This window comes from Leisingera aquaemixtae (assembly GCF_001458395.1).
Taxonomy (GTDB): domain Bacteria; phylum Pseudomonadota; class Alphaproteobacteria; order Rhodobacterales; family Rhodobacteraceae; genus Leisingera; species Leisingera aquaemixtae.
Genome location: NZ_CYSR01000011.1, coordinates 261,049 through 273,806 on the forward strand (window position 1 = coordinate 261,049; position 12,758 = coordinate 273,806).

General features: G+C 64.2%; 10 protein-coding genes. 8 read left to right on the top strand and 2 right to left on the bottom strand.

Going from position 1 to position 12,758, the window contains the following annotated elements; genetic code table 11:
• Positions 1-28 precede the first annotated feature (28 nt).
• The 6 genes from PHA8399_RS07020 (at position 29) to folD (ending at position 7,340) form a co-directional block, all read left to right on the top strand.
• Positions 29-925 carry a class II glutamine amidotransferase gene (locus PHA8399_RS07020; protein ID WP_058285454.1) on the top strand — a complete coding sequence of 299 codons (897 nt, stop codon included), beginning with the start codon at positions 29-31 and terminating at the stop codon, positions 923-925.
• A 1-nt stretch (position 926) separates the two neighbouring features.
• Positions 927-1,610 (top strand): GltB/FmdC/FwdC-like GXGXG domain-containing protein, encoded by a 684-nt coding sequence (locus tag PHA8399_RS07025; protein WP_058285455.1) that lies wholly within the window; start codon positions 927-929, stop codon positions 1,608-1,610.
• Positions 1,611-1,628: 18 nt separating this feature from the next.
• The gene (locus tag PHA8399_RS07030; RefSeq protein ID WP_058285456.1) at positions 1,629-2,960 is read left to right on the top strand and encodes an FMN-binding glutamate synthase family protein; all 1,332 of its coding nucleotides are present in this window, start codon (positions 1,629-1,631) and stop codon (positions 2,958-2,960) included.
• Between the two features lie 76 nt (positions 2,961-3,036).
• The gene (gene glnT, locus PHA8399_RS07035) at positions 3,037-4,368 is read left to right on the top strand and encodes a type III glutamate--ammonia ligase (protein ID WP_058285457.1); all 1,332 of its coding nucleotides are present in this window, start codon (positions 3,037-3,039) and stop codon (positions 4,366-4,368) included.
• Positions 4,369-4,654: 286 nt separating this feature from the next.
• The gene (locus PHA8399_RS07040) at positions 4,655-6,331 is read left to right on the top strand and encodes a formate--tetrahydrofolate ligase (protein WP_058285511.1); all 1,677 of its coding nucleotides are present in this window, start codon (positions 4,655-4,657) and stop codon (positions 6,329-6,331) included.
• Between the two features lie 106 nt (positions 6,332-6,437).
• Positions 6,438-7,340, top strand: a complete 903-nt coding sequence (gene folD, locus PHA8399_RS07045) for a bifunctional methylenetetrahydrofolate dehydrogenase/methenyltetrahydrofolate cyclohydrolase FolD (RefSeq protein ID WP_058285458.1) — start codon at positions 6,438-6,440, stop codon at positions 7,338-7,340.
• Positions 7,341-7,476: 136 nt separating this feature from the next.
• On the opposite strand, the gene PHA8399_RS07050 is transcribed toward folD, so the two are convergent.
• The gene (locus PHA8399_RS07050) at positions 7,477-8,319 is read right to left on the bottom strand and encodes an EamA family transporter (RefSeq protein ID WP_244270167.1); all 843 of its coding nucleotides are present in this window, start codon (positions 8,317-8,319) and stop codon (positions 7,477-7,479) included.
• A 181-nt stretch (positions 8,320-8,500) separates the two neighbouring features.
• Between PHA8399_RS07050 and PHA8399_RS07055 the strand changes: the two genes are divergently transcribed.
• Together PHA8399_RS07055 and PHA8399_RS07060 are read left to right on the top strand one after the other, a co-directional pair.
• The gene (locus PHA8399_RS07055) at positions 8,501-10,870 is read left to right on the top strand and encodes a trimethylamine N-oxide demethylase (protein ID WP_058285460.1); all 2,370 of its coding nucleotides are present in this window, start codon (positions 8,501-8,503) and stop codon (positions 10,868-10,870) included.
• A 30-nt stretch (positions 10,871-10,900) separates the two neighbouring features.
• On the top strand, positions 10,901-11,317 hold the full coding sequence (locus PHA8399_RS07060; RefSeq protein WP_058285461.1) for a group II truncated hemoglobin: 417 nt from the start codon (positions 10,901-10,903) through the stop codon (positions 11,315-11,317).
• Between the two features lie 108 nt (positions 11,318-11,425).
• On the opposite strand, the gene PHA8399_RS07065 is transcribed toward PHA8399_RS07060, so the two are convergent.
• The gene (locus PHA8399_RS07065; protein ID WP_058285462.1) at positions 11,426-12,685 is read right to left on the bottom strand and encodes a glycerate kinase type-2 family protein; all 1,260 of its coding nucleotides are present in this window, start codon (positions 12,683-12,685) and stop codon (positions 11,426-11,428) included.
• Positions 12,686-12,758 lie beyond the last annotated feature (73 nt).

The window sequence follows — 12,758 nt, forward strand, 5'->3', positions numbered from 1 at the left end:
TTCGAGATGAAAAGCAGGAGGCACACCCATGTGCGGGATTGTCGGTCTTTTTCTAAAAGACAAATCACTTGAGCCGAAACTGGGCGATATGCTCACCGATATGCTCATCACCATGACGGACCGCGGTCCGGACAGCGCGGGCATTGCGATCTATGGCGCGGACGCCGATGGGCGGGCCAAGCTCACAGTTCAGTCCGACACGCCGGAAGCGGCGTTTGACGGCCTGGACGGCGCGCTGGCCGAAGCGCTGAGCGCCGATGTGTCGATCCGGGTGATCGACACGCACGCGGTTCTGGAATTGCCCGCGGGCAAGGAGGAAGAGGCCCGCAGCGCGCTGGCAGAACTGCGTCCCGGGATGCGCGTCATGAGCGCGGGCGACACCATCGAGATCTACAAGGAAGTGGGTCTGCCCGAGAAGGTTGCCGAGCGGTTCAACGTGCGCGGCATGGGCGGCAGCCACGGCATCGGCCACACCCGTATGGCCACCGAATCCGCCGTGACCACAGAGGGCGCGCACCCGTTCTCCACCGGTTCCGACCAGTGCCTGGTGCACAATGGTTCTCTGTCCAACCACAACGCGCTGCGCCGCAAGCTGCGCCGCGAAGGCGTGCGGATCGAAAGCCAGAACGACACCGAAGTGGGCGCGGCCTATCTGACCTGGAAGATGCAGAACGGCGCCACGCTGGGCGAGGCGCTGGAAGGCAGCCTGGAGGATCTGGACGGCTTCTTCACCTTTGTGGTCGGCACCAAGGACGGCTTTGGCGTGGTCCGCGACCCGATCGCCTGTAAACCGGCCGTAATGGCAGAGACTGACCAGTATGTGGCCTTCGGCAGCGAATACCGCGCATTGGTGAACCTGCCGGGCATCGAAGACGCCAAGGTCTGGGAGCCCGAACCCGCAACCGTTTACTTCTGGAACCACTAAGATGCAGACATATGATCTTGAAGCAAATGGCCTGCGCGGTCTGAATTCGGCCCTGCAGGAACTGAACGGCAGCTCCAACAAAACCGCCTGGGAGATCGTCAACCCCAAGGGCAGCCATGCCATTGCCGTGGGCCTGAACTCGCCCATTGAAGTCACCGTCAAGGGGTCCACCGGGTACTATTGCGCCGGCATGAACCAGCAGGCGACTGTCAAGGTGGAGGGGTCGGCCGGCCCCGGTGTTGCGGAAAACATGATGTCCGGCACCGTGATCGTCGAGGGCGACGCCAGCCAGTATGCCGGGGCCACCGGCCATGGCGGCCTCCTGGTGATCAAGGGCAATGCCTCGTCGCGCTGCGGCATCTCGATGAAAGGCATCGACATCGTTGTTCACGGCAACATCGGCCACATGTGCGCCTTCATGGCGCAGGCGGGCAACCTGGTGGTGCTGGGCGATGCGGGCGATGCGCTGGGCGACAGCTGCTACGAGGCGCGGTTCTTTGTGCGCGGCAACGTCAAGAGCCTGGGCGCCGACTGCATCGAGAAGGAAATGCGCCCGGAGCATATCGAGATCCTCAAGGATCTGCTGGCCCGCGCCGGCGCCGATGCCAAGCCGGAGGAGTTTAAGCGCTACGGTTCCGCCCGCACGCTCTACAACTTCGACGTCGACAACGCGCAAGCGTACTAAGGACAGGGATCACTAGACATGGATAGCAATAAAATCCCCCGCACGGTCCCGATCCAGTCGGCGACCTTCTCGAACCCGATCAACGCGGAAATCCGCCGCGCGGCGGCCACCGGGATCTACGACATCCGCGGCGGCGGCGCCAAGCGCCGGGTGCCGCATTTCGATGACCTTCTGTTCCTTGGCGCTTCGATTTCGCGCTATCCGCTGGAAGGCTACCGCGAGAAGTGCGAAACCAAGGTGACGCTGGGCACCCGTTTCGCCAAGAAGCCAATTGAGCTGGACATCCCGGTCACCATCGCCGGCATGAGCTTTGGCGCGCTGTCGGGGCCGGCCAAGGAGGCCCTGGGCCGCGGCGCATCCGCCGCGGGCACCTCGACCACCACTGGCGACGGCGGCATGACCCCGGAAGAGCGCGGCCATTCCTCCAAGCTGGTCTACCAGTATTTACCGTCGCGTTACGGCATGAACCCCGATGACCTGCGCAAGGCGGACGCGATTGAGGTCGTGGTCGGCCAGGGCGCCAAGCCTGGTGGCGGCGGCATGCTGCTGGGCCAGAAGATCTCTGACCGGGTTGCGGAAATGCGCACTCTGCCGAAAGGCATCGACCAGCGCTCCGCCTGCCGCCACCCGGACTGGACCGGCCCGGATGATCTGGAAATCAAGATCCTGGAACTGCGCGAGATCACCGACTGGCAGGTGCCGATCTATGTGAAGGTCGGCGGCACCCGACCCTACTACGACACTGCTTTGGCGGTGAAGGCCGGCGCGGACGTTGTGGTGCTGGACGGCATGCAGGGCGGCACCGCCGCTACCCAGGACGTGTTCATCGAACATGTCGGCCTGCCGACCCTGGCTTGCATCCGCCCTGCCGTGCAGGCTCTGCAGGATCTGGGCGTGCACCGCGAAGTGCAGCTGATCGTCTCCGGCGGCATCCGCACCGGCGCCGATGTGGCCAAGGCAATGGCGCTGGGCGCGGACGCGGTGGCGATCGGCACCGCGGCGCTGATCGCGCTGGGCGACAACGACCCGAAGTGGGAAAGCGAGTACCAGAAACTGGGCACCACCACCGGCGCCTATGACGACTGGCACGAGGGCAAGGATCCGGCGGGCATTACCACCCAGGACCCGGAACTGATGAAGCGCCTGGACCCGGTCGATGCGGGCCGCCGCCTGCGCAACTACCTCAAGGTGATGACGCTGGAAGCCCAGACCATCGCCCGCGCCTGCGGCCACAACCATCTGCACAACCTCGAGCCCGAGGATCTGTGCGCCCTGACCATGGAGGCCGCCGCCATGGCGCGGGTGCCGCTGGCGGGGACCGATTGGTACCCGGGCAAGGCTGGGTTCTGACGATTGGCGGGGCGCGGCTGGCAACAGTCCGCGCCCCATTTTCGAAATACGTTCAACAGGGAAAGGAAGTAGGACCATGACGACAGATCTGGCTGCTTTCGCACAAGAAAAAGGCGTCAAATACTTCATGATCTCCTTCACCGACTTGTTCGGGGGGCAGCGCGCTAAACTGGTGCCGGCGCAGGCGATCGCGGATATGCAGGAAGACGGGGCCGGCTTTGCCGGTTTTGCCACCTGGCTTGACCTGACGCCCGCACATCCGGACATGCTGGCAGTGCCGGATCCCTCCTCGGTGATCCAGCTGCCATGGAAGCCGGAGGTCGCCTGGGTGGCGGCGGACTGCGTGATGGAAGGCGAGGACGTGGCCCAGGCGCCGCGCAATGTGCTGCGCCGCCTGATCAAGGAGGCCGCGGACGAAGGCCTGCATGTGAAGACCGGCATCGAGGCCGAATTCTTCCTGCTGTCGCCGGACGGGGAGCAGATCTCCGACCCCTTCGATACGGCTGAAAAACCCTGCTATGACCAGCAGGCGGTGATGCGCCGCTATGACGTGGTGCGCGAGATCTGCGACTACATGCTGGAGTTGGGCTGGGGCCCGTACCAGAACGACCATGAGGACGCCAACGGCCAGTTCGAGATGAACTGGGAGTTCGACGACGCGCTGTCGACCGCGGACAAGCACAGCTTCTTCAAGTTCATGACCAAATCGGTGGCGGAAAAGCACGGCTACCGCGCGACCTTTATGCCGAAGCCGGTCGAGGGCCTCACCGGCAACGGCTGCCACGCCCATATCTCGGTCTGGGACGCGCCGGGCAAGGATGCCCGGGTCAACGTCTTCGCCGGTGAAAAGGGTACGGGCCAGGTTGCCGAACTGGGTCTGTCGGAGCAGGGCGGCTGGTTCCTGGGCGGCATCATGAAACACGCCTCGGCGCTGGCGGCGATCACCAACCCGACGGTGAACTCCTACAAGCGCATCAACGCGCCGCGCACCATGTCGGGGGCCACCTGGGCGCCGAACACCGTGACTTGGACCGGCAACAACCGCACCCATATGGTGCGCGTCCCCGGCCCCGGCCGGTTCGAGCTGCGCCTGCCCGACGGTGCGGTGAACCCCTACCTGCTGCAGGCGGTGATCATCGCGGCCGGTCTTTCCGGCATCCGCGCCAAGGCCGACCCCGGCCCGCGCCATGACATCGACATGTACGCCGAAGGCCACACCATCACCGACGCGCCGAAGCTGCCGCTCAACATGCTGGATGCACTGCGCTTCTACGACAAGGACGACGGCCTGAAGGCGATGATGGGCGAAGAGTTCTCGGCCGCTTACCTGAAGATGAAACAGCAGGAGTGGAACTCCTTCGTCAATCACTTCTCCCGCTGGGAGAAGGACAACACCCTCGACATCTGATTCCCCGGTCTGGCCTGCGGGCCGGACCTCTACGGCCCGGGCAATGCCCGGGCCCTTTTTATTTGCGGCAGCGCCTGCCGCATATGCGCCGTGTTCACTTGGGGTGAAATTCTGCCTGTTTCCTATTGGCGGCGGAAAGGCAGAAAATGCCGGGTCTGGCCCCGGAAAGGGGACAAGAGGGTGTTGACGGTTAGGAAAATAAATTGAGTAATAGGAATATATCTGCCTCGCAATCAAAGCTTACCGCGAGGCGTGACCCGGAACGGATGGCAGCAGGGAGATGGCCATGAGCTACAAGAGTGACATTGAGATCGCGCGGGACGCGCAGAAGAAGCCGATCCAGGAGATTGGTGCGAAGATCGGGATTTCCAATGACGATCTGCTGCCCTACGGCCACGACAAGGCGAAGGTGAGCCAGCGGTTCATCAACTCGGTGCAGGACCGCGAAGACGGCAAGCTGATCCTGGTGACCGCGATCAACCCGACGCCTGCGGGCGAAGGCAAGACCACCACCACCGTGGGCCTGGGCGACGGGCTGAACCGGATCGGCAAGAACGCGATGATCTGTATCCGCGAAGCCTCGCTGGGGCCGAACTTCGGCATGAAGGGCGGCGCTGCGGGCGGCGGCTATGCCCAGGTGGTGCCGATGGAGGAGATGAACCTCCATTTCACCGGCGACTTCCACGCCATCACCTCGGCGCATTCGCTGCTGTCAGCCATGATCGACAACCACATCTACTGGGGCAACGAGTGCGAGATCGACGTGCGCCGCGTCGCCTGGCGCCGGGTGGTCGACATGAACGACCGCGCCCTGCGCCAGATCACCGCCAGCTTGGGCGGCGTCTCCAACGGTTTCCCGCGCGAGACCGGCTTTGACATCACCGTGGCCTCGGAAGTGATGGCGATCCTGTGCCTGGCCAATGACCTCAAGGACCTGGAACAGCGCCTGGGCGACATCATCGTGGCCTACCGCCGCGACCGGACCCCGGTCTACTGCCGCGACATCAAGGCCGAGGGCGCGATGACCGTGCTCCTGAAGGACGCGATGCAGCCGAACCTGGTGCAGACCCTGGAAAACAACCCGGCCTTCGTGCATGGCGGCCCGTTTGCCAACATCGCGCATGGCTGCAACTCGGTGATTGCCACCAAGACCGCCCTGAAAGTGGCCGACTACGTGGTCACCGAGGCCGGTTTCGGGGCCGATCTCGGCGCCGAGAAGTTCATGAACATCAAGTGCCGCAAGGCAGGCATCGCGCCGTCGGCGGTGGTGGTCGTGGCCACCGTGCGGGCGATGAAGATGAACGGCGGCATCGCCAAGGCGGACCTGGGCGCGGAAAACGTCGATGCGGTCAACAAGGGCTGCGCCAACCTCGGCCGCCACATCGAGAACGTCAAATCCTTCGGCGTGCCGGTGGTGGTTGCGATCAACCACTTCGTGACCGACACCGAGGCCGAGGTGCAGGCGGTCAAGGACTACTGCGGCAGCCATGGCGTCGAAGCGGTGCTGTCGCGCCACTGGGAGCTGGGCTCCGAAGGCTCTGCCGATCTGGCGCAGAAAGTGGTGGAGCTGGCCGACTCCGGCAAGGCGAACTTCTCGCCGATCTACCCGGACGCCATGCCGCTGTTTGAGAAGATCGAGACCATCGCCAAGCGCATCTACCGCGCCGACGAGGTGCTGGCCGATCAGAAGATCCGCAACCAGCTGAAGGAATGGGAAGAGGCGGGCTATGGCAACCTGCCGGTCTGTATGGCAAAAACCCAGTACTCCTTCACCACCGACCCGAACCGCCGCGGCGCGCCCGTGGGCCACTCGGTGCCGGTGCGCGAAGTGCGGCTTTCGGCCGGTGCGGGCTTCATCGTGGTGGTCTGCGGCGAGATCATGACGATGCCGGGCCTGCCGCGCACCCCGGCGGCGGAGACCATCCGCCTGAATGCGGACGGCCAGATCGAAGGCCTGTTCTGAGCCGGCACAGACGGAATGCAGCGGCCCGGGGACACCCGGGCCGCTGAAGCTTTGAGATGACGGGACCGGATCCGGGGGCGGCCCCCCGGCGGAAAGGAAGAGAGCAATGGCAGCAACAGTGATTGACGGCAAGGCCTTTGCGGCCAAGGTGCGCGGCCAGGTGGCGGAGCATGTGGCGCGGCTGAAAGAGGAGCATGGCATCACCCCCGGCCTGGCGGTGGTGCTGGTGGGCGAGGACCCGGCCTCCCAGGTCTATGTCCGCTCCAAGGGCAAGAGCACCGTCGAGGTGGGGATGAACTCGTTCGAGCACAAGCTGGACGCGGACACCCCGGAGGCCGACCTGCTGGCGCTGATCGATCAGCTGAACAACGACGCGTCCGTGCATGGCATCCTGGTGCAGCTGCCGCTGCCGAAGCACCTGGACGAGGATCTGGTGATCAATTCGATCGCGCCGGAGAAGGATGTCGACGGCTTCCACATCTCCAACGTGGGCCTTCTGGGCACCGGCCAGAAGTCGATGGTGCCCTGCACGCCGCTGGGCTGCCTGATGATGCTGCGCGAGCATCATGGCTCGCTGTCGGGCCTGAACGCGGTTGTCATTGGCCGCTCCAACATCGTCGGCAAGCCGATGGCGCAGCTTCTGCTGGGCGACAGCTGCACCGTGACCATCGCGCATTCGCGCACCAAGGATCTGCCGGATGTGGTGCGCCGCGCCGACATCGTGGTGGCTGCCGTGGGCCGTCCGGAGATGGTGCCGGGCGATTGGATCAAGGAGGGCGCGACGGTGATCGACGTCGGCATCAACCGCATCGATGCGCCGGAGAAGGGTGAGGGCAAGACCCGTCTGGTGGGCGATGTGGATTACGCCTCGGCCGCGGAGCGCGCGGGCGCCATCACCCCGGTGCCGGGCGGCGTCGGCCCGATGACCATCGCCTGCCTCTTGGCCAACACCGTGACCGCCGCCTGCCGCGCCAGCAACCTCGCGGAGCCGGAAGGGCTGACCGCCTGACGCGCAGACCGCCAAGGTTCGAACAAAACCGCTCCCGCCGGACGCCTCCGGCGGGAGTATTTTTTGAAAGATGAAGGGGTGAGCGTTTCGCCGGGAACGGGCGGAGCCCCTTTTGGAAAGATGAAAGAGCTGGGGGTCAGAAGCCCAGGTAGGCGATGCCGCCGAAGGTGACGGCAACACTGATCCACTGTGCGCGGTTCATGCTTTCGCGCAGCACGAGCCAGGCCAGAACCACGGTGACCAGACCGAACAAGGACGCGCCGACCGAGGCAAATTCAGGCCGGGGCAGGGTGCCGGAGTGCAACACCAGCCCGAGCGCAAATGCGTCCAGCGCGCCCATCAGGCACAGGAGCGGCAGCATCTTGCGGGCAGGCATTTGAACCGCCCGGGCGGCAAGCGCCAAGCTCAGCAAGATCAGGATGGCGGCGGTGCGGGTCACGATCAGAACCGGCAGTTCCGCGCCTGCCTGGGTGGCGGCCTGGCCTGTGGCAAACGTGAGGGCGAAGCCGATGGCGCCAGCCAGCCCCCAGGCCGCCGCCTGCAGGCTGGCCGGGCTTCCGTCGTCTTCTGTTGCGAAAACCGCGATGCAGCCGACCCCGCCAACCACTGCCGCGACGGCGAGCCAGTGGCCCGGGCCAACCGGCTGGCCCTGCAGCATTGCCATGCCAAGCGACAGCACAGGGTAGGCGCCGATCAGCGGCGCCACCAGCTTGACCGGCCCCAGCGCAAAGGCGCGGTAGAGCGTATAGGACGCCAGAGCAAAGATCGCGCCGGACAGCCCTGCCAGCCGGGCCGCGGGCAGGGTCATCGCCTGCCAATTGCCAAAGGCAAAAGCCGCGGCGGCCACCAGAATCGCCCCGCTGGCAAAGACGGTCAGCATGGCAGGCAGGATACCGGTTCTTTGTGAGACAAACCGCACGCAAAGGTCATGTATGCCCCAGGCAAGGGCCGCGGCAAGGCCAAGGAGCAGCGCGTGCATGGCGGTTATCCTTTCGTTTGCGGCATTCACCCCGAGGAAAATGACGCATCCCGGGCATTTTCCGTTTTTCCGCTGAAAATCAACATGTTTGTTGATTAGAGTGGCGGAAGGCAATATTCTTTTCAATAAATAAATATTCCGGCTGTGCAATTTCTGGCCGGAGTTCAGCAGGAGATGCGCGATGAATGACATGAGCTTCCCTGATGTCGTGAAAGGGCCGCCGAAGCCTTCGGGACTGTATCAGCCGTCGGTGTTTTCGCTGCCGAAAGGAACCGAGCGCTACGTGGTCGAGGGCTGCGGCGCGATCCTGATCCGGTTGGAAACCGGCGACAGGGTGACTGTGATCAATGACGAGGGCGGCCAGCCCTGCGAGATCATTGCCGCAGAGGACAACGGGCGCATTGACGCGGGGATCATCGGCGCGGCGCCCAATAGCGATGCAAGCGGGCTGAAGGCGCTGCTGACCTCCTCGGACCAGTCCTTGCGCGGTTTGCGCATGGGGATGGAAGCGCGCGGCATCGATTTGGCGCAGGGCGGCGCGGTCCGGTTGTTTGATGCGGCGACGCCTGCCAAGACGGAGGAGAGCTTTACCGCGCAGCGCGACGGCGTCGTGATCGTCGCGGCCCCTGGCGGTATCATGGATTTTGAGAAGCAGGATACGGCCACATCCCTGACGGTTATGGTCAAGCGGGCGGTGATCAAGCAGGTGGCGCGGTTTGAACTGCCGGACCCGCTGGCCGAGCCGGTCAATGAGGTGCGGGTGCACAGCGCCACCGCGGAAAGCTATTTCGTGAAGGCCGGCGACTACATCCAGATCATTGACGTGGATGGCCGCCAGTGCACCGACTTTCAGTGCTTTGCCGCCCGGAAACTGGACAAGGGCGTGGAGCATGCGCTGGATGTGACCACCACCCGGACGCTGATGGGCCATGCCTATCCGATGCCCGGCCTGCATGCGAAATATTACGATCAGGATATGCTGCCGCTGGTCGAAGTGGTGCAGGACACGGTTGGGCGGCATGATGCCTTTGCCCTGGCCTGCGCTGCGAAATACTACGACGACATCGGCTATCCCGGCCATGTGAATTGTTCGGATAACTTCAACGCGACGCTGGCCCAGCATGGGGTGACACCGCGCGCGGGGTGGATGGCGATCAACTTCTTCTTCAACACCGGGCTGGATGAGCATGGCGTGATGTACGCCGATGAGCCCTGGACCCGGCCCGGCGACTATGTGCTGCTGCGGGCGCTGACCGATCTGGTCTGTGTCAGCTCTGCCTGCCCGGATGACACCAGCGCCGCCAATGGCTGGAACCCCACCGACATTCACGTCCGCACCTACAGCGGACAAGAGAGTTTCAAGCGGGCGATTGCGTTCCGCGCGACCCCTGAATCGGAGCCCAAGATGACCAAGGAAACCGGTTTCCACGACCGCCTCAGCAAGATGACCCGCAACTTTGTTGAGTATAACGGGTTCTGGCTGGCCAATTGCTATGCCAGTTCCGGGCCGCTGGAGGAATACTGGGCCTGCCGCGAGAAATGCGTGGTGCTGGACCTGTCCGCCCTGCGCAAGTTCGAGATCACCGGGCCGGATGCGGAGGCGCTGTGCCAGTATATCTTTACCCGCAACATCAAGAAGCTGGCGGTGGGGCAGGTGGTCTATACCGCGATGTGCTACCCGCATGGCGGCATGATCGACGACGGCACTGTGTTCCGCCTGGGCAAGGACAACTTCCGCTGGATCGGCGGCTCGGATTATGGCGGCGAGTGGATCCGCGAGCAGGCGGAGAAGCTGGGTCTGAACGTGCTGATCCGGTCTTCGACCGATATGCAGCACAATATCGCGGTGCAAGGCCCGGAAAGCCGGGATTTGCTGAAGAAGATCATCTGGACCGCACCGCACAATCCGGCGCTGGAGGAACTGGGCTGGTTCCGCTTCACGCCCGCGCGGATTGGTGATGATCAGGGCGTGCCGGTGGTCGTATCGCGGACCGGGTACACCGGTGAACTGGGGTATGAAATCTTCTGCCACCCGAAGCACGCGAGCGAAGTGTTTGATGCGGTCTGGGCGGCAGGCCAGGATCATGGCATCCGCCCGATGGGGCTGGAGGCGCTGGACATGGTGCGGATCGAGGCCGGGCTGATCTTTGCAGGCTATGACTTCTCCGATCAGACCGACCCGTTCGAGGCTGGTATCGGGTTCACCGTGCCGCTGAAGTCGAAAGAGGATGACTTCATCGGCCGCGATGCGCTGATCCGGCGCAAGACCACGCCGGCGCGCAAACTGGTCGGGCTGGACATCGACTCGGCGATTGATGTTGGCCATGGCGACTGCGTGCATATCGGGCGCGCGCAAATCGGGGAGGTGACCTCGTCCATGCGCTCACCGCTCTTGGGCAAGAACATCGCGCTGGCGCGGGTGGACGTGTCCTGTTCCGAGGTTGGGACCGAAGTGGAAATCGGCAAGCTTGACGGGCATCAAAAACGGCTGCCGGCCAAAATCGTACCCTTTGCGCATTACGACCCCAAGAAGACCCGGCCTCAATCCTGAGGCCGGCCGTTTGCGGGGCTGGGAGGTTAAATGGCTCAGAAGCTGATTGAGCAGATTGGCGGCGAAGAGATGCTGCGTGCGCTGGTCGAGCGGTTCTACGATATTGTCGAGGAAACGGAGGCCGGCGCGCAGATCGTCAAGCTGCACAAGCGCGGGCATGGGATGGATCATGCCCGGATCGAGCAGTTCAATTTTCTGTCCGGTTTCATGGGCGGGCGCCGGTACTACGAGGAAAAGCACGGGCATATGGATGTTAAGCTGATGCATGCTCATGTGCCGATCACCGAGGAAGACGCTGAGAACTGGCTCAAATGCATGGACCAGGCGCTGGCGGACCTGTCGCTGGACGGGCCGCATGTGGAGCGGTTGCGCCAGGTGTTCCGGCGGGTGGCGATGATGCTGGTGAACGATCTGGCCGAGTGGGGCGAGAAGCGCGCCACGGCTTGACCGCATCGTCTGTTGCCGCCGCAGGAGCCGCCCCTTTCGGCGGCAAAGCCGCCTGCCGGGCGGCGGGACGGGAGTTTTTTTGGAAGGATGAAAGAGCGGGTGCTCTGATCAGCCTGGACGTTTCAGGAAAACTTGCACATCGGCCACATTGGTGCCGGTTCCGCCGGTGATCAGCAGCGCGTCCGCGGCTTTGAGGGCGGCGTGGCTGTCGTTGTTGGCCAGCAGCGCGTCCGGGTCCAGGCCTGCGGCCTTGATGGCGTCCCAGGTGGCCGGGGTCGCGATACCGCCGGCGGCATCTGTCGGCCCGTCGCGCCCGTCAGTGCCGCCGGACAGGAACAGCCAGTCGCCGCTGAGCCGTTCCGCGCCCAGTTTGGCGACGCGCAGCGCCAGTTCCTGGTTGCGCCCGCCGAGGCCGCTGCCGCGGAGCTGCACGGTGGTTTCGCCGCCGAAGATGAGCGCGACGGGTTTGTTTTTGGGGGCATTTTGCGCAGCAGTGACGACAGTTTCAGCAGCCTCTGCCACGTCACCCACCAAGCGGTGGGAGACCAGCATGCAGGTCCAGCCCTCTGCCGCCGCCATCATCGCCTTCAGGCTGTGGCGGTTGGAGCCGATCAATGTGTTGCTGGCCGGGGGCAGGTTTTCCTGAGCGTTCTCAAGGGTGCTGAGATGGTTTTTTACGGTTTCAGGCGCTTTGTCCCAGATGCCGGCGCGCTGCAGGATCTCCCGTGCTTGGGAGCGGGTGCCGATCGGTGCCACGGTGGGGCCGGAGGCGATGGCGCGCAGGTCGTCTCCGATCACGTCCGACAGGATGAAGGCTTGCACCTGAGCAGGCGCGGCATGGCGCAGCAATCCGCCGCCCTTAATGCCCGACAGCTGCTGGCGAATCAGGTTCATCTCGTTGATCTCAAGGCCCGAGGCGAGCAGCAGCTGGTTCACCGCAGCCTTGTCCGCCAGTGTCAGGCCGGGGGCGGGGGCCACCATCAGGGCGGAGCCGCCGCCGGAAATCAGCGCGATCAGCCGGTCACCGGGGCCGAGCGAATGCGCCAGTTCAATAGCCGCCTGACCGGCGGCGGCGCTGGTTTCATCCGGCACCGGATGGGCGCCGCAGATCACCGTGGCGCCAGGAATGTGCGTGTAATTTTCAGGGTTTGTGATTGCCAATGCCTGGGCTGCATCCGGGATCAGCGCGAGTGCCTCCCGCATCATCGGGATCGCGGCTTTGCCCACGGCCAGCAGCAGGTTTCTGCCGCCTTCGGGCAGGGGGGAGAGCGGTGACAACTCTAGCTGCGCACGCAGGGCCTTGGCCGGGTCTGCGCGGTCGACAGCGGCCTGGAACAGGGTCCTGGCGGTGGTCAGCAACTCGGTCATCCGGATCTCCCAAGTATAGTCGAGTTCAGCCGCCCCGGCACAAGCCAGGACGGCGTAAGGTCTTGAAACAGAA

Bases quoted from the DNA above. Each gene is read 5' to 3' on its own strand.
- glnT (WP_058285457.1), top strand. From the start codon at position 3,037: ATGACGACAGATCTGGCTGCTTTCGCACAAGAAAAAGGCGTCAAATAC.
- PHA8399_RS07055 (WP_058285460.1), top strand. From the start codon at position 8,501: ATGAATGACATGAGCTTCCCTGATGTCGTGAAAGGGCCGCCGAAGCCT.
- PHA8399_RS07030 (WP_058285456.1), top strand. From the start codon at position 1,629: ATGGATAGCAATAAAATCCCCCGCACGGTCCCGATCCAGTCGGCGACC.
- PHA8399_RS07050 (WP_244270167.1), bottom strand. From the start codon at position 8,319: ATGCACGCGCTGCTCCTTGGCCTTGCCGCGGCCCTTGCCTGGGGCATA.
- PHA8399_RS07060 (WP_058285461.1), top strand. From the start codon at position 10,901: ATGGCTCAGAAGCTGATTGAGCAGATTGGCGGCGAAGAGATGCTGCGT.
- PHA8399_RS07040 (WP_058285511.1), top strand. From the start codon at position 4,655: ATGAGCTACAAGAGTGACATTGAGATCGCGCGGGACGCGCAGAAGAAG.
- folD (WP_058285458.1), top strand. From the start codon at position 6,438: ATGGCAGCAACAGTGATTGACGGCAAGGCCTTTGCGGCCAAGGTGCGC.
- PHA8399_RS07065 (WP_058285462.1), bottom strand. From the start codon at position 12,685: ATGACCGAGTTGCTGACCACCGCCAGGACCCTGTTCCAGGCCGCTGTC.
- PHA8399_RS07020 (WP_058285454.1), top strand. From the start codon at position 29: ATGTGCGGGATTGTCGGTCTTTTTCTAAAAGACAAATCACTTGAGCCG.
- PHA8399_RS07025 (WP_058285455.1), top strand. From the start codon at position 927: ATGCAGACATATGATCTTGAAGCAAATGGCCTGCGCGGTCTGAATTCG.